This is a genomic window from Duganella sp. Root1480D1 (assembly GCF_001427305.1).
Taxonomy (GTDB): domain Bacteria; phylum Pseudomonadota; class Gammaproteobacteria; order Burkholderiales; family Burkholderiaceae_D; genus Rugamonas.
This window is the reverse complement of the sequence record NZ_LMFZ01000048.1, coordinates 100,355-118,611: the sequence shown is the minus strand read 5'-3', so window position 1 is coordinate 118,611 and position 18,257 is coordinate 100,355. Positions and strand designations below refer to the sequence as shown.

Below are 18,257 nucleotides of genomic sequence, written 5' to 3'. Positions count from 1 at the left end.
AGCCGCCATCCACCAAAAAAGGTATAAGCTAGCGCAAAGATATTCCTTCTTGGTTTAATCGGATCGCCACACAATGCGCGTTTTTCGCAAGGAGAGAAAATGCAGAATACCCGTCCTGCAGCTTTGTTCAGCCTGATCGGCAATACACCGCTTGCCGAAGTCACTCGTCTCGACACCGGCCCGTGCCGGCTGTTCCTCAAGCTCGAATCCCAGAACCCCGGCGGCTCCATCAAGGACCGCATCGGCCTGTCCATCATCGAGGCGGCCGAACGCGATGGCCTGCTCAAGCCGGGCGGCACCATTGTCGAAGCCACCGCCGGCAACACCGGCCTTGGCTTGGCCCTGGTCGGCGCCATCAAAGGCTATAAGGTGCTGCTGGTGGTGCCGGACAAGATGGCGACCGAGAAGATCCTGCACCTGAAGGCGCTGGGCGCAGACGTGCGCATCACCCGTTCCGACGTGGGCAAAGGCCACCCCGAGTACTACCAGGATTACGCGGCCCGCCTGGCCAGTGAGATCCCCGGCGCTTTCTTCGCCGACCAGTTCAACAACCAGGCCAACCCGCTGGCCCACGAAACCACTACCGGTCCGGAAATCTGGGAGCAGATGGCGCGCGAGATCGACGCCATTGTGGTCGGTGTCGGCTCTTCCGGCACCCTGACCGGCCTGGCGCGCTACTTCCGCAAGGTCGCGCCGCACGTCAAATTCATCCTGGCCGACCCCAAGGGTTCCATCCTGAAGGAATACGTGGACACCGGCAAAGTGTCCGACACCAGCGGCTCCTGGGCAGTGGAAGGCATTGGCGAAGACTTCATTCCCGCCATCGCCAACATGGATGCGATCTCGCAGGCCTACACCATCACCGACCAGGAAAGCTTCGACAGTGCACGCGCCCTGCTTCGCGCTGAAGGCATTCTGGCAGGATCGTCGACCGGCACCTTGCTGGCCGCGGCACTGAAATACTGCCGCGAACAGGCCAAGCCGCAACGCGTGGTGACCTTCGTTTGCGACACCGGCACCCGCTACCTGTCCAAGGTCTACAACGATAGCTGGATGTTCGACCAGGGCCTGCTGCAGCGCCAGAAACTGGGCGACATGCGCGACCTGATCGGCCGCCTGTTCGAGCACGGCGACGTGGTCAGCGTAGCGCCGGGCGACACCCTGCTGATCGCCTTCAACCGCATGCGTTCAGCGGACCTGGCGCAGTTGCCGGTGATCGACAACGGCAAGCTGGCAGGCATCATCGATGAATCGGACATCCTGCTCAAGGTGGAAAACGACGCCGCCCAGTTCAAGGGCGAAGTCGGCGCCACCATGACCAGCCGCGTCGAAACCCTGGCGCCCTCTGCCGGCATGCCCGCCCTCCGTGATACCCTGGACCGCGGCTTGACCGCCGTGATCGCGGAAGGCGGCAAATTCTATGGTCTGATCACCCGCTACGACTTACTCAACCACTTGCGCAGGACCTTATCTTGACCGACAAAAAGACCAAAGCCCACCTGGCCACGCGCGTCATCCACGCGGGCCAGCACCCGGACCCATCGACCGGCGCCATCATGCCGCCGATCTATGCCACTTCCACTTTCGTCCAGCAAAGCCCGGGCGTCCACAAAGGCCTGGACTACGGCCGTTCGCATAATCCGACGCGCTGGGCGCTGGAGCGCTGTGTGGCCGACCTGGAAGGCGGCTCGCAAGCTTTCGCCTTCGCTTCGGGCCTGGCCGCCATTTCCACCGTGCTGGAACTGCTCGATGCAGGTTCGCACATCGTCGCCGGCGACGATATGTATGGCGGCACCTTCCGCCTGTTCGAACGCGTGCGCCGCCGCAGCGCAGGGCATGAGTTCACCTACGCCGACCTGACCAATCCAGAAAACCTGCTGGCCGCCCTGCGCCCCGAAACGAAGATGGTGTGGGTCGAGACCCCGACCAACCCGATGCTGAAGCTGGCCGACCTGGCGGCAATCGCCCGCATCTGCCGCGAACGCGGCATCCTGGCGGTGGCCGACAATACCTTCGCCAGCCCGATCGTGCAGCGCCCGCTGGAGCTGGGCTTCGACATCGTGGTGCACTCGGCGACAAAATACCTGAACGGGCACTCCGACATCATCGGCGGCATCGCGGTGGTCGGCGGCGAAGAGCGCCAGTCGGCCTGGCGCGAGCAACTAGGTTTCCTGCAGAACTCCGTGGGCGCGATTGCCGGCCCGTTCGACGCTTTCCTGGCCCTGCGCGGCGTGAAGACGCTGGCGATCCGCATGGAGCGCCACTGCAAGAGCGCCCTGGAACTTGCTCGCTGGCTGGAACGCGAGCCAAAGGTGAAAAAGGTGTTCTATCCGGGCCTGGAGTCGCACCCCCAGCACACGCTGGCCAAGGCGCAAATGGACGGTTTTGGCGGCATCATCTCGATCGACCTCGACACCGACCTGGCCGGCGCCCGCCGCTTCCTCGAACGTTGCGAGGTGTTTGCGCTGGCGGAAAGCCTGGGCGGGGTGGAATCGCTGATCGAGCACCCTGCCCTGATGACCCATGCATCGATTCCCGCGGCACAGCGCGCCACGCTGGGCATCGGCGATGGCCTGATCCGGCTCTCCGTCGGCATCGAAGATATCGAGGACTTGCGCCAAGACCTGCGCAATGCACTTGACGCCATCTGAACGTCATTGCAGCAACTGCAAGCGCCCGATGCGGGTGCTTGACTTGTCCGGCCACTACCAGCGGCGGGTGCAGATCGACACCTGTTCGCACTGCTGCCTGGTGTGGTTCGACGACACCGAATCGGTGAGGCTGGCCGGCGCCGGCATCAGCGAATTCGTGCGCGAAATCCATGGGGCGATGCAGGCGGATGGCGATCACGCGCATGCCGTTTCGCTGGCGAGTGTGCAATCCTGCCCGGTTTGCGGCGCCGCCCTGAAGCCCGTCGTCAATATGACGCGCTTCGGCCGTACCAGCCAGCTCGATTGCCCTCATGGACACGGCTATTACCAGACCTATATCCTGTACTTGGCCGAGAAAGGGTTCGTCCGCCCTTTGGCCTGGGCCGACATCCGTTCCCTGGCCGGCGCCGGCAAGGAGTTGTTTTGCGCCGATTGCGGCTTTCCCTTGCCGGCCCGGCCGGCCGAGGCATGCCCCGCTTGCCATTCGGCGATGGGCGTAATCGATCCGGCGCGCCTCGCCATCGCAACCCACGCTGCCGACGGCGGCACTATCGTCAGGAATGTCGCGACCGAGGTCCGGCAGCACAAATGCCATGCTTGTGGTGGCGCTGTCGACCCGACCCACGATATCCGGTGTCCGCATTGCCATGCGCCGGTGCTGCGCCATGAAGTCCCCGAGACGGCCGATGCCACCGCGGCTGCGCCCCGTTTTGTGCCGACCGCCGATGAGCGCCACCAGGCGGCGACCGGCCGCGCACCGATGACGGCAGCAGACCTGGCGATGGTCGACTTCAGCTCGGAGCGTGGATCGCAGCGCGGAATCAACCGGGCGTTCCGGATCGCGGTCGGCTTCCTGGTGGCGGCGATTGCGTTCTGGATCGGCGCCTGGAATTGGCGGTCAACGCAACCGATCGACGGGATCATGCAAGTGGCTCCCGTGATTTCATACAGCCCACGCTTCCGCGAGGATCGAATGGAATGCGACCTGCATTCCGCGGTACGCCGCGAAGTGAGGATACGCCAATTGATTGTGATGCCAGGCGCACCAGGTCCCGGCCCGGCCACCGCAAGCTACGGCGCCTTGCGCCTGGCCTACCAGCGTGCCGTGACCTTGCGCAACGACTGGAAAAACGGCATCGACTTTGAATTGCTGGAACCCCAATTCAGCAATCCTTTCGCAACCCCAAGCAGCATGCCGCCGGGCTTCTTCCGCCGTGGCACAGCGCTAGCCGCCGTAGAACGCGCCGCCTTCTGCCTGCCGGTCCATGAAATCAGCCCGCCAATCCTGGCGGAAGATGGCTTTCACATCATCGAGGTGCTGGAAGCCCGCTAATCGCTTGGCCGCCGCGCTGGATCGGAAATATTGAACACCCGGCGCACCAGGCTTTCCAGCGCCACGAACACGCCTTCCACACCGAAGCCGGCGATGAAGGACAGCGCCGACGTGCTGAGCGCCCAATTGCCCAGCAAGCCGATTTCGCTGCCTGGCGTCTGGCCGGAAGGGTTCACGAACAGCGCGATGCAGGCACCGATCGTGGCGCCGAGCGCAAGCTGCAACAACGCCAGCGTGAAGTCGCGCGGCGACAGAAGGCTTTCGCGCATCTTTGCCCATAAGCCCCGCACCACGGCGGCGCCTGCGCCCAACACGCCGTAGCAAAGCGGCAGCACGGCCGTTCCCACCACCAGCGTGACCAAGCGCGCCTGTTCTTCCAGTGCGCGCTGCACGCGGCTTTCTTTCTCGGCGGGCGCGGCAACCGCCTGCACCACGCCGCCTTCCGGCATGCGGCCGAACGGGCGGGCCAACATGCTATAGCAGGCCTGCCAGGGCACCAGCCAGTCGCGCAGGTTCATGCTGATCGAGGCGGCCTGCGCCGTCAATTGGCTGCGCCGGGTACAAAGCTGGTACTCGTCCGTGCTGCGGTATTGCGGCACGCCGGCGCGTTCGCCTTCGGTGCAAAACTGCATGGGCGATGCAGTGGCACTGGCAGCGTGCTTGAATTCCGCTTCCTCGATTTCCTTGGAAAGTGCGGCTTGCGCCGCCTGGACCGCATCCAGGTGTTGCAGGATTGCGCTGCCGCCGGCAACGTGCCAGGACATGACGCAGGTCAACACCAGTCCAACCAGCAGCAGGTAGACCACCAGCTTCATGCGGAAGTTGAAACTGGAGGCCACCCGAACCAGGCCCGGGAAGGCATTGCGGGCCAAGGTAAGGCGCGTTGGCTTGTCCCAGTAAGGGCTGTGCGCGGAGCCGTTCTCGCCGGCCCCGCTGCCGAACATTTTGTCGCGCAGCCAGTTACGCCAGTCGCGCCGGTTGTCCTCGCCCACCACCAGCAAGGTGAAGGCGATGGTCAGCCCGGTCGCCGGGCGCGCGGCGGCATTCAGCTTGTCCTTGGCGCACAGCACCTTGACCGCCTGCGCCACGCGCTGTTCGTCGCTTCCGGGCGGCGACAAGCCGATGGCGCACAATTCATCGATGTGCGGTTCGCCATCGTCGTGGTCGTGGAAGTTGTAAAGGCTCTTGTCCCAGCGTCCGGAGATGTGGTCAAGCAGCAGGAAGACTTCATTCAGTTCGCGAACGAAGATGAATTCTTCTATCCGCTGGCATGCAGTGCTGCCGTTGTCGTCAGGATCGGAAGACATGGCCGCCTCCCATTAGCAGTTTGTCACTTCATTGTGCGCCAGCTAATGCGGGGAAGACTTTGCGCTATCTCAAACGTGTACCTTATTCGCCCGGATGGTACTTGCGCTCCAGGTTCCTTTCGATGTCTTCTTTATAGAACAGCACATCCTTGAATTCGCCGCGTGCATACATCTCGGCCTGGTCATTGAAGTGCGGCGACGCCGGGTCGCCGCTTTCGCCGCCGGCCAGGATGCTCTTGGCCTTCACCTTCGGGCCGAATTCAACGGCTGCCACGAAGCTATTGCCGCGCTCGCCATAAATGCGCTTGGTGCGCTGCTGCGAGGTCATGCCGTAGGCGGCCAGCGCGCCGAAATTTCCGGAAGCGTAAGGCACCGGGATGCTTGGCTTGTTGTCGTCAAACGGCTGCACAATGTCGCCGGTCAGGCGCTGGAAACGGTTGATTTCACCCCAGGGCGTTTTCCAGCTCCCAAAGTCGGAAGCCAGCTTGTTCGAGGCGCGCACCAGCGCTTCCAGCCGTTGCTTCGGCGTAAGCTGGGTCGCCAGGTAGTCGAGGACCGGCATACCCTTTTCCTTCGCCTCCGGCCCATATTGCTTGACCTGGTCCTGCAGCCAGTAGATGGCCACCGAAGTCGGCACCGACGTCAGCGAATAGCGCATATCCCAGTCGCGCAGCAGCGTGATTTGCTCGATCACGGCAGCCTTATTGAGGTCGCTGGCCGGTGCTTCGTCATAGGCGCGCACCAGCAACGGCAGCAGCGGTTCGAAGGCCGGCAACTGGCTGTCGTAAGCGGCTGCGATCAGGCTGTCGATAGTGAAGTCCTTTTTCCCTTGCAGCACGCGCACCGCGTGGATGCCGCGTGCATTTTCGGGGTTGACCGACATATAGGCCGGATAACTTTCAGGGCGCGGGCTGTAGGCGCCGGCTGCCGAGAACGGCCAGTTGTTGGTGTTCTGGATCCAGCCATTTTTCGGATTGAACAGCTGGATGGTTTCGCGCACCTGGTGCAGGCCTTTCCAGTCGGTCGCAGGCTCGGCGCCATTGACCGGCTTGGTGTAGTCAAAACGCTGGTCGCGCACCGGCATGAAATTGCCATGGAAATAGGCGATATTGCCGTCCGCGTCCGCGTATACCGTGTTGTTCGACGAGTTGGTACGCAGCTCCATCGACTTGTAGAAGGCCGGATAGTTGCGCGCCTTGGTGCGGATGAAGGATTGCGTCAGCGCCTTCAGCGGCTCATTCATCATCGCCACCGACACCCATTTGCCGTTCTGCTCGCGCACGACCGGGCCACGATGGGTGAAGTACGCGGTCACGGTCTTTTCGGCCATGCTGCCGTCTTCAGCTTTATAGGGCAGGCGTACATTCTCGGTGCGGAATGGCCGCAGCTCTTTACCGTACTGGTAGAAGAACTTGCCGTCCTTCTCGACCACCGTTTCCAGGTATTCGTCGATGACGTCGCCGCCGCCGGAAGTGTGCATCCAGCCGATGCGGTCGTTGAAGCCCTGGTAGACAAAGAACTGGCCCCAGGTGACGGCGCCGTAGGCATTGAGGCCTTGCTGGCTGTTCACGTGGATCTCGGGCCGGAAGTAGAACGAGGTGTGCGGGTTGATCATCAACAGCGCGTGGCCCGAATTGCTGAGGGCAGGCGCGATGGCAAAGCCGTTCGAGCCGCGCGGTTCATGATCCAGGTCGCTGCCAACGGCGGCCAAGGCTGGCGCCGGGCGCTTGCTGTAGAACGCCTTCAACTGCTCGATGTTGACGGATTCGATGTCGCCGCCGATGCTGCCCTCACTGAAGCTAAGAGCCATCCAGGGCTCGAAGCGGGTCAGCAGGCGCGCTTGCACCTGCGGGTGCGTTTGCAGGTAGAAGTTCAGGCCATCGGCCCAGCCCATCATCAGCTTCTTCAGCCAGTCCGGGCTGGCCTTGTACTGGGCCTTCAGCTGCTCGGGCGTGATGAAAAGCTTCATGCGCAGGTCCTGGTACAGCGCCTTCTCGCCCTCCACTTCCGCCAGGCGGCCCATCGCGTTGATGAAATTCAGTTCGATGCGCTTGAAATCATCTTCCGATTGCGCATACATCATGCCGAATACCGCATCCGCGTCGGTCTTGCCATAGATATGCGGAATGCCCCATTTGTCGCGCAGGATGGTGACGCGCTTGGCAATCGCATGCAGGCGCAGCACTTCCGCAGGACTCAGTGCCCCCGCCGCCTGTGGCGCGGCCGGGGCGGCAATCGCAGGAATGGCACAGAACGCGATCAGCGCGGCATTCAGCTTTAGCATGCTTTATTGCTCCACCAGTTGTGCAATGCGTTCGCGCAGTTCGGCGTTTTCAGCGCGCAGCGCGGCATTCTTTTCCTTCAGTTGCGAGATCTCGAGGCGCAATACTTCCACCTCGGTCAGCGGAGCCGGACGCTCCGCCGCTTCGTAATGGCCCTCGCCCGCATCCTCTTTCGGCGCCTTTGCCGGACGGTTGGCTGCGCGCTGTTCGCGGATCTCACGGGCCGCCTGCTGCAGGAATTTGCGGCCGCCTGCGACGGCCGACTTCTGGTCTTCTTCCGACAGCGAGGCCACGGTGGCGGCGGCATTGATCGAGATCGTGCCGGAACGCACGGCATCCACCAGCTCTGGCGTGGCGCTGCGGGTGATCTTTTCGATCTGGCCCAGGGTGTTGGCGCTCAGGCGCGCGGCGCGGGCGATGTCCTCCCGCTTGGCCTTGGCTTTTGGCGGCGCTGCCGGTTCCTCGGTTTCCGGGTCCGGCGGCGCAATGGCGGCATCTTCCGCCTTGGCCTGCTCCTTCACGATCTGTTCGCGCTTGCCCAGAATTTCCTGCTGGCGCAGAGCCAGCACGCCACGCTGGAAGTCCGACACGCTGCGGCGGCCCAGGTGGTTGTCGATCATCCAGAGCATCACGTCTTCAATATCCTTGAAGCTCGTGTTCTGGGTGACTTTGAAAGGAATGCCGTGCTGCTGGCAGATCGAATAACGGTTATGGCCATCGACCAGAACATCGTTCCACAGCACCAGCGCATCGCGGCAACCTTCGGCCAGCAGGCTGCGTTCCAGCGCAGTGCGCTCGGCCTCGGTCAACGGTTCAATATAGTCCCGCAGGACGTCATTAATCTTGATTTGCATGGGGTCTTTCAAGGGAATTCTGCGACCAGCATGCTACAACATTCCGCAGCGATTACAAGCGTTGCCAGAATTGCTACTACTGGATGTTAACCAACAGACATGTCATAATAGCGGGCTCCAACCGGTGCCCCGGTGGTGAAATTGGTAGACACACCGGACTTAAAATCCGTTGGCCGCAAGGCCGTGCCGGTTCGATTCCGGCCCGGGGCACTCTCAAATTAAGTGATTCCCTAAGTTGACTAGGGGTATCACATCCGCCTACACTCCGCCCCGTTATCATTTTCTGGAGCCCCCTTTCATGGGCACTTGTTCGAGTCATAGTTGTCACCGAATTCACTTCGGCATCGCATAACGGCACGATCACGTCCAGGGCTCCTGTCCTACCGTCATCTGCCATGAGCGGATGATGATTCAAGCGCGCACGATCGCGGGCCCGCATCCTTGCGGAGAGCCTGATGTTCGCATCTATCACTACGCGTCCCAATCGCTGGGACTGGGCATTGTTGCCGCTCGTGCTGGCGGTGTTGATTGCTGTCGCCTATGGCGCCATGCAGATGGCACGTCCCTTCGTGCTTGGCCAGCCTATGCCGGTCAGCCTCGATCCGGCGGCACTGCCCTATTATCTTTTGCGCACCATTTTGCGCATGTTCGCGGCGCTGGGCGTTTCGCTGGTGTTCGCCTTCGTGTTCGCGGCGGTGGCGGCCAAGTACCGGCTGGCTGAAAAAGTCCTGGTGCCGCTGCTCGACGTGCTGCAGTCGGTACCGGTACTGGGTTTCCAGGCGATCGCCATTGCGCCCTTCATCGCCCTGTTCCCCGGCAGCCAGATGGGCGTCGAGTGCGCGGCCATTTTCGCGATCTTTACTTCGCAAGCCTGGAATATGGCCTTCAGCCTGTACCAGTCGATGCGCGCCGTGCCGGCCGAACTGCATGAGGCGAGCCGCATGTTCCGCCTGTCGGCCTGGCAGCGCTTCTGGCGGCTCGAGCTGCCGTTCGCCATGCCTGGCTTATTGTGGAACATGATGATGTCAATGTCGGGCGGCTGGTTCTTCCTGGTCGCTGCGGAAGCGATTTCCGTCGCCGGCCAGGACGTCAAGCTGCCTGGCATCGGCGCCTACATCGCGGTGGCGATCGAAGCCGAGAACGGCCGCGCCATCGCCTGGGCCATCGGCGCCATGTTTGTCGGCATCGTCATGTATGACCAGTTGTTCTTCCGCCCCTTGCTGGTGTGGGCGGACAAGTTCCGCTTTGAAGAGCTGGATGGAGAAGTGGGCCGCCGTTCCTGGCTGCTGGACTGGGTGCGCCGCAGCCGCATCGCCAGCCGCCTGACCGGCAAGGCCTGGAGGCTGATGCGTTCGACCCTCGGCTGGTTCCCGGCCCGCCCGGTCGACACGGCCGTCGCCGGAAAGGCTGCGCGCCGCTGGCGCCTGCCAGCACGCGCGGCCGATACCCTGCTGCTGGTGCTTGCGGTGTGGGCCAGCTACCGCGTTGCCGCCTTCATCCATACCGAGGTGGGCTGGCGCGAGGCTGCCGGCGTATTTGGCCTGGGCCTGGCGACACTGGCGCGCGTGGCGGTGCTGATTGCGCTGGCTTCACTGTTCTGGGTGCCGGTGGCGGTGTGGATCGGCCTGCGGCCGCGCTATGCGCAGAAGATCCAGGCGGTGGCGCAGTTCCTGGCCGCGTTCCCGGTCAACCTGCTGTTCCCGGTGGTGGTGTATTCGGTGCTGCACCTGGGGCTCAATCCGGACATCTGGCTCAGTCCCCTGATGGTGTTCGGCACCCAGTGGTACATCCTGTTCAACGTCGTGGCGGGTGCTTCCACCCTGTCTACCGACTTGCGCCTGGCGGCAGCAAACCTGGGCTTGAAAGGCTGGCTGAAATGGCGGCGGGTCTACCTGCCGGCGGTGTTCCCGAGCTATGTGACCGGCGCCGTTACCGCTTGCGGTGGTTCGTGGAACGCCAGCATCGTGGCCGAATATGTCACCTGGGGCAAAACCACGCTGGTGGCGCATGGTCTGGGCAGTTATGTGAAGCAGATGACCGATGCCGGCGACTTCCCCCGTATCGCCCTCGGCATCGGCGTTATGTGTGTATTTGTAATGGCAATCAACCGCTTCGTTTGGAGCCGTTTGTATCAGGAGCAGGCATGAAAAAAGAAATCCTGGTCGACCTGCAAGGCGTCGGCAAATCCTTCCGCACTGGCGATGGCGCCAGCCGCACCGTGCTCGACGGCGTCGACTTTGCGCTGGAGTCGGGCGAGATCGTCGCGCTGCTTGGCAAGTCCGGCTCCGGCAAATCGACCCTGCTGCGCATTATCGCGGGCCTGGTGCAGGCCGATGCCGGCGCTGCCAAGTATCGCGGTGCGCCGCTGGCGGAACCTGTGCCTGGCATTGCCATGGTGTTCCAGTCGTTCGCCCTGTTCCCCTGGCTGACGGTTCAACAGAATGTGGAACTGGGCCTGGAGGCGCAAGGTGTGGCTGCGGACGAACGCGCAGCACGCAGCGGGGCCATGCTGGATTTGATGGGCCTGTCCGGCTTTGAAGGCGCCCTGCCGCGCGAGCTGTCCGGCGGCATGCGCCAGCGCGTAGGCATTGCCCGAGCGCTGGTCACCAATCCGGACGTGCTGCTGATGGACGAAGCGTTTTCCGCACTCGACGTGCTGACTGGCGAGACTTTGCGCGACGACATCCTGGAGCTGTGGGATCACGGCCGCATTCCAACCCGCGGCATCCTGGTCGTTTCGCACAATATCGAGGAGGCCGTGATGATGTCCGACCGGATCATCATGCTCTCCAGCGATCCGGGCCGCATCCGCACCGAAATCCGCATCGACCTGCCACGCCCGCGCAACCCGGACAGCCCCGCCGTGCGCCAACTGGTGGACGAGGTATACGGCCTGATGACCATGCGCGCGCCCGCTGCGGTGCCAGCGCGCGAGGCTGGCCCCGACTACCGCCTGCCCGATGCCGACATCGAACGCATCGAAGCAGTCCTGTCCCTGCTGGCATCGGATGGCTTTAACGGCCGCGCCGACTTGCCGCGCCTATCGGACGAAAGCGAACTGCCGGACGAGGCCCTGTTCCCGGCCTGCGAGGCTTTGTCCCAGCTCGGCCTGGCCACGGTGGAAGGCGGCGACATTACCATGACCACACTAGGCCGGCGCTATGAAGCCGCCGACCATGCCGGGCGCCAAGCCATCTTCGGCCGCCAGCTGCTGGCGCACGTCACTCTGCCGCAACACATTTACAGCATGCTGCGAGCCTCCGCAGACGGAGCGCTGCCGGAAGAACAGGTGCTGTCGCCGCTACTGGAATCGAATGAACCCGAGGAGGCGCGCCGCATCATGCGCACCGCCGTCGAATGGGGCCGTTACGGGGAGATTTATGAATTCGATTTCCACACGCGCCGCCTGCGCCTGGCGTAACAAGCGCCAATGATGCGACCATCCTCGAACCGCACGATTGCGTTGCGAAAACGCCCGGCGCACCGCACCAACTGGCGCTTGGCATGACTTGGGCGCTTCCGGGCTTGTTATACTAGGGGGATGAAAACCCTGCTTCCCGTCGCAGCCATTGCTGCGCTCCTCACTGGTTGCGCCGGCATCGGTGCACAGAGCTTTTATGCCAATCCGTCGGCGGCCAGCGAGTTCGAGATGTGCAAGACGCTCGCCACGGGTTCGCCCGACATGAACTTTTCCAATGCGCTGCGCATGGAACTGGGCCGCCGGGGTGTAGCGGAAGCGGCCTGCCCTGGCGTCATCAAGGAACGCGAAACCTGGGTGACGGTTGGCGTAGCGGCCGGCGTGGTCGCGCTGGCCGTCGCAGCCAGCAAGCATAATGATGTGAGCATCGGCGTTGGCGGCACGATCGGCCTGTACAACGACGACTGGTATTCCGAGCCGACCTACACGACCGCCTCCCCGAACACCGACCGCGAATGGGCATGGGACCGCTACACCGGCGAAAACGGCAGCCAGATCTGGGCCTGCCGCGGCGTACAGACCGGCGCCCTCGTCGACCCATCGCGCTGCCAGGGCCGTCCACTGGCCGATACCGTCTGGCCGGGCCCGGCTGCTCCATTCAGATAAAGCGTTTCCCTGTCGAAACTGACTATTGCTCCCGCCCGCACGATAGCGGCAATCTTTCGGCAGACGCGCCCCATGCGGGGAGAATGATGGCGTTCTCTTCGACGGGGCAGCAAAATGAACAAAAGAAACTTTCTGATGCTCGCCACTTGCGCAGCATGTTCAACACTGGCCGCGCCCGCTTTCGCCGGCACTTTTGACGACGGTCTTCCCGCGCCGTGGCGCTGTACCGGCAATTGCGGCACACTGGGAGCCAACGGCGTCGTCGGACTCGCGCCGGGCGGCGGCAGCGCCTATGGCTGGATCTCCAGCTACAATTCGACCAGCGAAGTCGCGCTGCCCGGCGTCGGTGGCGTGGGCGAAGCAACGAATGGCTCGATCCTGCGCTCGGTTTCGTTCATGGCCGACGCGCATGCCGCGCTGGACTTTCGCTTCAACTATGTGACGACCGATGGCGCGGGTTACGCGGACTATGCATGGGCGCGCCTGCTGGACGCCGACGACAAGCAAGTGGCGCTCCTGTTCACCGCCCGCACCAACGAAAATGGCAACGCAATTCCCGGCTTCGACATGCCTGCGCCCATCGCGACGCTGACACCCTTCCCCGTCGCCGTCGCACCGGGCCGGACCAAGTGGGCGCCGTTGGGGCCCGATTCGGACGACTGCTACGACGCCGGCTGCGGCGCCACTGGCTGGGTGCGGGCGCAATACGCCATTTCCAACGCCGGCAAATACCGGCTCGAATTCGGCGTGACCAACTGGGACGACCAGGATTTCGACTCCGGCCTGGCCTTCGACGCCATATCGGTCGGCGGCGAGCCCTTGCCCATCCCCGAGCCTGGTCAGTACGCAATGTTGCTGGCCGGCCTGGCAATGCTCGGCACGCTGAAGCGCCTGGCACGGTGACCAGGATCGGCATTTCGGGCTGGCGCTATACTCCCTGGCGCGGCGTATTCTATCCGCCCGACCTGACGCAGGCACGCGAGCTGGAATTTGCCTCGCGCGCCGTGCGCACCATTGAAATCAACGGATCCTTTTACTCGCTGCAGCGGCCGCAAAGCTACCAGGCCTGGTACGACGCCACCCCTGGCGATTTCGTGTTCGCCCACAAAGGCAATCGCTACATCACGCATATCCTGCGCCTGCGCGAACCCGAAAAGCCGCTGGCCAACGTCTTCGCCAGCGGCGTCTTGCTGCTACGGGAAAAACTGGGGCCATTCCTGTGGCAGTTCCCGCCCAATTTCAAGTTTGACGAAGACTTGTTCGAGCACTTTCTCAGCCTGCTGCCGCGCGATACCGAACAAGCATCGGCTCTCGCAAGCCGCCACGAGCCGCGCATGAACGGCCGCTGCGCCACCGAGACCGACGCCAAGCGCAAGCTGCTGCACGCAGTCGAAATCCGCAACGAGTCGTTCGCCGATCCCGCTTTCGTGCGACTGCTGCGCAAGTATAAAGTCGCGCTGGTGGTCGCAGATACGGCAGGCAAATGGCCTGACTATGAGGACGTGACCGCCAGCTTCATGTACCTTCGCCTGCACGGCGAAAAGGAGCTTTACGCCAGCGGGTACACGCAGCAGTCACTCGATCGCTGGGCAGCCCGCATCCGCACCTGGGCAAGCGGCCATCAGCCCGGCGACGCCAGACTGATCGTCGACAGCGCGCCGCCCAAGCGCGCCAGCCGCGACATCTACTGTTACTTCGACAACGACGTGAAAGTGCATGCGCCATTCGACGCGCAGAGCCTGGAACAGCGCTTACTCGGCTGACGGGCGCCGTTGGGCGCGGTAAATGCCGGAGTGGCCCGAGAACATGAAGGCAACCGCGCAGGCCAGTGCGGCGTAGGGGCCGATTCCGGGCCCGAACAATTCCATCGCCATCACGGTACAGGCCAGCGGCGTGTTAGCGGCGCCGGCAAACACCGCGACGAAGCCGATTGCCGCCAGCAGCGGGAACGGCAGGTGCAGGAGAGGAGCGAGCACGTTGCCCAGTGTGGCACCGATATTGAACAGCGGCGTCACCTCGCCGCCCTTGAATCCGGAGCCGAGCGAGCCAACGGTGAACACGAATTTTCCCAGCCAGTCCCACCAGTCGAGCGGCACGCGGAATGCTTCCACCATTGGGCCGATGCCAAGGCCCAGGTAGCGGTGGAAGTCGATGCCGGAAGCGCTGCCGGCGCCGACCACCAGCGCGATGACGGCGCCACCGGCCAGTGGCCGCAACGGCGCATAGGCAAAGCGCTCCTTGAACCACGCCGACAAGCCATGCGCGGCAGCGGCGAACGCGCGCCCCACCAGGCCAAACACAATGCCCGCAGCGACGATGCCGGCCAGCGCCAGCAGCAGAGGGCCATCCGGGGCGCCCAGCGTGCCCGCCGGATAATGCGTGTGTCCCACGCCCCAGGCGCGCGTGACCTGGTCGGCCAGCAGCGCCGCCAGCATGCAAGGGTAGATCGCCGTAAACCGCATGCGCCCCACCACCAGCACTTCCAGCCCGAAGATCGCACCGGCCAGCGGGGTGCCGAACACCGAAGCAAAACCAGCGCTGATGCCGGCCATCAGGACCGTGCTGCGGTCTTCGCGCGGCAAGCGGAATACGTGGGTGAGCTGGTCGGCCAGCGCGCCGCCCATCTGCACCGCCGTTCCCTCGCGGCCGACGGAGGCGCCGAACAGGTGCGACACCACGGTACTGCACAGGATCAGCGGCGCAAGGCGCAGCGGCACGACATTCTTTGGATCGTGGATCTCGTCGATCAGCAGGTTATTGCCCGCTTCGACGCGGCTGCCGACATGCAGGTAGATCCAGCCGACGGCAAAGCCGGCCAGCGGCAGCAGCCAAACCACCCAGCGATAGGCTTCACGCCAGGCGGTCGCCACGTCCAGCGCCACCAGGAAGAAAGCGGACGCGCTTCCGGCCAGCACGGCAATGATGCCGGCCAACAGGCTCCACTTCCCCAGGTAGCGCAATTGCTTAATGATGATCGTGTCCCTTCTTGTCGCGGGTCACTTCCACCGGCTGCACGCCTGCAGGCGGCGGCGCATTGGGTGCGGAAACAGGCGGCGGCAGCTCGCCGGTCCACTCATAGGCCGTGGTGCCTTTCGGCGCCTTGTACCAGCCCGGATCGGTGTAATCGCCCTTCTTCTGGTCCGGACGCACCTTCATCAGGGTGAACATGCCGCCCATCTCGATATCGCCATACGGGCCGGTACCGGTCATCATCGGCAGCGTGTTCTCGGGGATTTCCATCTCCATGCCGCCCATCGAGCCGCCCTTGTCGCCCATCACCATATAACCAGGCACCAGCTTGTTGATCTTCTCCGCCACGCCTTTGTGGTCGACACCGATCAGGGTCGGCACGTTGTGGCCCATGGCGTTCATGGTGTGGTGCGATTTGTGGCAATGGAAGGCCCAGTCTCCCGGGTTGTCGGCGATGAATTCGATGGCGCGCATCTGGCCTACGGCAACGTCGGTGGTCACTTCCGGCCAGCGCGCCGTCGGAGGCACCCAGCCGCCGTCGGTACCGGTCACTTCGAAGCGGTGGCCGTGGATGTGGATCGGGTGGTTGGTCATGGTCAGGTTGCCGGCGCGGATGCGCACACGGTCGCCCTGGCGCACGACCAGCGGGTCGATCGCGGGGAAAACGCGGCTATTGAATGTCCAGATATTAAAGTCCGTCATCGTGTTGACCTTGGGGACCATGCTCCCGGGTTCGATATCGTATGCGCTGAGAAGGAACACGAAATCGCGGTCCACCGCGTGCTGGCGCGGGTCTTTCGGGTGGGTTACCCAAAAGCCCATCATGCCCATCGCCATCTGCGTCATTTCGTCAGCATGGGGATGGTACATGAAAGTCCCGGCATGTTTTGCGACAAATTCATAGACGAAGGTCTTGCCCGGCTGGATGGCGGGCTGGCTCACGCCCGACACGCCATCCATCCCGCTTGGCAGGAGCTGGCCATGCCAGTGCACGCTGGTGTGCTCCGGCAGCTTGTTGGTGACGAAAATGCGCACGCGGTCGCCCTCCACCACCTCGATGGTCGGTCCCGGGCTCTGGCCGTTGTAGCCCCACATTTTGGCGTACATACCGGGCGCGATTTCGCGTACCACCGGCTCCGCAACCAGGTGGAACTCCTTGACGCCATCCTTCATGCGCCACGGCAGGCTCCAGCCGTTGAGGGTGACGACAGGATTGTATGGGCGGCCATTTGGCGGCATCAACGGCGGCGCGGTCGAAGCGCTTGCTTGCACCGGGGCTTCCGGCAAACCGGCGGCGCCGGCACGGCTCACCAGGCCCGCGCCGATCAGGGCAGCGGCGCCGTTGGCGAGGAAAGATCGGCGCTTGTTGAGGGGATTATTCATTGCTGTACTCCTTTACCGCCAATCGCGGCATCCAGATTGGCGTCCGCGATCCAGTATTCCTTGAGCGCGTTGATGTAGTTATTGACGGCGGTCGCCTGTTCGCGGGCATCGGCCAGCAGCTCGAACACAGACAGCAGCATGCCGTTGTAGCGCAACAGGGTCTCCTCTGAGATTTTCTGGCGCAGCGGTATCACCACATCGCGGTAATGCTTGGCCAGCTCGTAGGAAGCCTGGTAGTCCTGCCGGCTCTCTCGCGCTTCACTGCGGGCATTGACTGCCGCCGCGGCCAGCAGGTTGACCGACTGCATATAAGTCGCCTCGGCATGCGCGACACGGGCGCCGCCCCAGTCGAACAATGGTACTTCCACCGAAATCTCATAACCATGCGAACGGCGCTCGCCATCGCGCTCGCTGATGCCGCTCAATTCCAGCACGTTGATGAAGCGCGTGGCCTTGGTCAGGCCGAGGGTATTTGCCGTGTGTTGCGACGCCAGGCGGGCTGCCTGCACGTCGAGGCGGTCGCGCATCGCGGCCGCTTCGGCATCGTCGATCTTGCGCGGGCTGGCCGGCAGGTCCGGCAGGCGTTCCGGCAAGCGGTAGCTGGTGGCTTCCACGCCGGATAGTCCCAGGATGCGCGTCAGCTTTTCGCGGCTGGCGGTGGCAGCCTTGCGGGCACGCGCCACGTCGGCCATGGCGTCGGCGTGGAAGGCCTCCTCCTTGGCCGCATCGTATTTGCTCCAGTTGCCGGCGGCCTGCATGCGCCGCGCCAGTTCGCCGCTGGCATCTGCCGCGTCGCTGACCTGCTGGGCATACGCGACGCCCTGCTGCGCCGCCACGGCCTCGATCCACGCCAGGCGCGCCTGGTGGGCCATCGCCACAGCTTCACCGGTCAGCTCCAGCTTGACCTGTTCAAAACGCCGGGATTCGATGCGGCTGGCCAGCGGCAGCGTGAGCAATTGGATGAAGTTCATGCTCAGGGTACGCTCGATGCCGACCTCGCCGCCGCCATGGGTGCGCTTGAAGCTGAAACCGGGGTTTGCCATGCGGCCCGCCTGCACCAGTTCCGCTTCGGCGATGCCGAGGTCCCAGTAACGCGCTTGCAGGCTGCGGTTGTTCACCAGTGCGATCTGGACGGCTGCGTCAGCGCCCAACGGCTCCGCCAGCAGCTTTTTCAGCTGTTCGTCCAGGGCACGCAGGTCATCGTCATTGCGCAGCAGGCGCGTCTCGGCGCCGCTGTGGCTTTTGGTGGCTTGCGCCACTGCGCCGAAGCCGCCATCGTTCGAGAACGTGGCGCAGCCGGAGAGCAGCGCAGCCGCGGCGGCCATTGCCGCCAGCTTGAATGCTTGTTTCATGATTGTCTTTCCAATGCTTGGTCGTCCTGCGCGGGGTCGCA

At 63.6% G+C, this 18,257-nt stretch carries 14 protein-coding genes and 1 tRNA gene; 9 read left to right on the top strand and 6 right to left on the bottom strand.

From position 1 onward, the window contains the following. Positions 1–99: 99 nt before the first annotated feature. From ASD58_RS26990 to ASD58_RS26980, 3 genes are read left to right on the top strand one after another with little or no spacing between them, the layout of a single operon-like run. Positions 100–1,476 (top strand): pyridoxal-phosphate dependent enzyme, encoded by a 1,377-nt coding sequence (locus tag ASD58_RS26990; RefSeq protein WP_057265033.1) that lies wholly within the window; start codon positions 100–102, stop codon positions 1,474–1,476. Further along, complete coding sequence (locus ASD58_RS26985) at positions 1,473–2,651, top strand: PLP-dependent aspartate aminotransferase family protein (RefSeq protein ID WP_057265031.1); 1,179 nt, start codon at positions 1,473–1,475, stop codon at positions 2,649–2,651. The genes ASD58_RS26990 and ASD58_RS26985 overlap by 4 nt, the downstream gene beginning before the upstream one ends. Then, positions 2,638–3,984, top strand: a complete 1,347-nt coding sequence (locus ASD58_RS26980; protein ID WP_162253069.1) for a peptidylprolyl isomerase — start codon at positions 2,638–2,640, stop codon at positions 3,982–3,984. Before ASD58_RS26985 ends, ASD58_RS26980 begins: the two co-directional genes overlap by 14 nt. On the opposite strand, the gene ASD58_RS26975 is transcribed toward ASD58_RS26980, so the two are convergent. From ASD58_RS26975 to ASD58_RS26965, 3 genes are all read right to left on the bottom strand, one after another. Further along, positions 3,981–5,291 (bottom strand): hypothetical protein, encoded by a 1,311-nt coding sequence (locus ASD58_RS26975; RefSeq protein WP_057265027.1) that lies wholly within the window; start codon positions 5,289–5,291, stop codon positions 3,981–3,983. The two genes, ASD58_RS26980 and ASD58_RS26975, sit on opposite strands and share 4 nt — an antisense overlap. An 82-nt stretch (positions 5,292–5,373) precedes the next feature. Further along, positions 5,374–7,575, bottom strand: a complete 2,202-nt coding sequence (locus ASD58_RS26970) for a penicillin acylase family protein (protein WP_057265025.1) — start codon at positions 7,573–7,575, stop codon at positions 5,374–5,376. A 3-nt stretch (positions 7,576–7,578) separates the two neighbouring features. Next, positions 7,579–8,427 (bottom strand): hypothetical protein, encoded by an 849-nt coding sequence (locus ASD58_RS26965; protein ID WP_057265023.1) that lies wholly within the window; start codon positions 8,425–8,427, stop codon positions 7,579–7,581. A gap of 126 nt (positions 8,428–8,553) precedes the next feature. Between ASD58_RS26965 and ASD58_RS26960 the strand changes: the two genes are divergently transcribed. The 6 genes from ASD58_RS26960 (at position 8,554) to ASD58_RS26935 (ending at position 14,274) form a co-directional block, all read left to right on the top strand. Further along, positions 8,554–8,637, top strand: a tRNA-Leu gene (locus tag ASD58_RS26960). Positions 8,638–8,882: 245 nt separating this feature from the next. Continuing rightward, positions 8,883–10,574, top strand: coding sequence for an ABC transporter permease subunit (locus ASD58_RS26955; protein WP_057265021.1), 1,692 nt, complete (start codon positions 8,883–8,885; stop codon positions 10,572–10,574). Then, a complete protein-coding gene (locus tag ASD58_RS26950) occupies positions 10,571–11,848 on the top strand; it encodes a nitrate/sulfonate/bicarbonate ABC transporter ATP-binding protein (protein WP_057265020.1) in 1,278 nt (425 codons plus the stop codon). The genes ASD58_RS26955 and ASD58_RS26950 overlap by 4 nt, the downstream gene beginning before the upstream one ends. A gap of 120 nt (positions 11,849–11,968) precedes the next feature. After that, positions 11,969–12,511, top strand: coding sequence for a hypothetical protein (locus tag ASD58_RS26945; protein ID WP_057265019.1), 543 nt, complete (start codon positions 11,969–11,971; stop codon positions 12,509–12,511). A gap of 135 nt (positions 12,512–12,646) precedes the next feature. Next, positions 12,647–13,414, top strand: coding sequence for an NF038132 family protein (locus ASD58_RS32400; RefSeq protein WP_057265013.1), 768 nt, complete (start codon positions 12,647–12,649; stop codon positions 13,412–13,414). Next, entirely contained in the window at positions 13,411–14,274 is an 864-nt protein-coding gene (locus ASD58_RS26935) for a DUF72 domain-containing protein (protein WP_057265011.1), read from the top strand. The genes ASD58_RS32400 and ASD58_RS26935 overlap by 4 nt, the downstream gene beginning before the upstream one ends. Here ASD58_RS26935 and ASD58_RS26930 read toward each other — a convergent pair. Genes ASD58_RS26930 through ASD58_RS26920 form a run of 3 tightly spaced genes read right to left on the bottom strand, consistent with a single transcriptional unit; the run spans position 14,263 to position 18,216 of the window. Then, positions 14,263–15,480 carry a voltage-gated chloride channel family protein gene (locus ASD58_RS26930; RefSeq protein ID WP_373994484.1) on the bottom strand — a complete coding sequence of 406 codons (1,218 nt, stop codon included), beginning with the start codon at positions 15,478–15,480 and terminating at the stop codon, positions 14,263–14,265. The two genes, ASD58_RS26935 and ASD58_RS26930, sit on opposite strands and share 12 nt — an antisense overlap. Next, complete coding sequence (locus tag ASD58_RS26925) at positions 15,476–16,864, bottom strand: multicopper oxidase family protein (protein WP_057265007.1); 1,389 nt, start codon at positions 16,862–16,864, stop codon at positions 15,476–15,478. The genes ASD58_RS26930 and ASD58_RS26925 overlap by 5 nt, the downstream gene beginning before the upstream one ends. Then, positions 16,861–18,216 (bottom strand): TolC family protein, encoded by a 1,356-nt coding sequence (locus ASD58_RS26920; RefSeq protein ID WP_057265005.1) that lies wholly within the window; start codon positions 18,214–18,216, stop codon positions 16,861–16,863. The genes ASD58_RS26925 and ASD58_RS26920 overlap by 4 nt, the downstream gene beginning before the upstream one ends. Between the last annotated feature and the right edge of the window lie 41 nt (positions 18,217–18,257).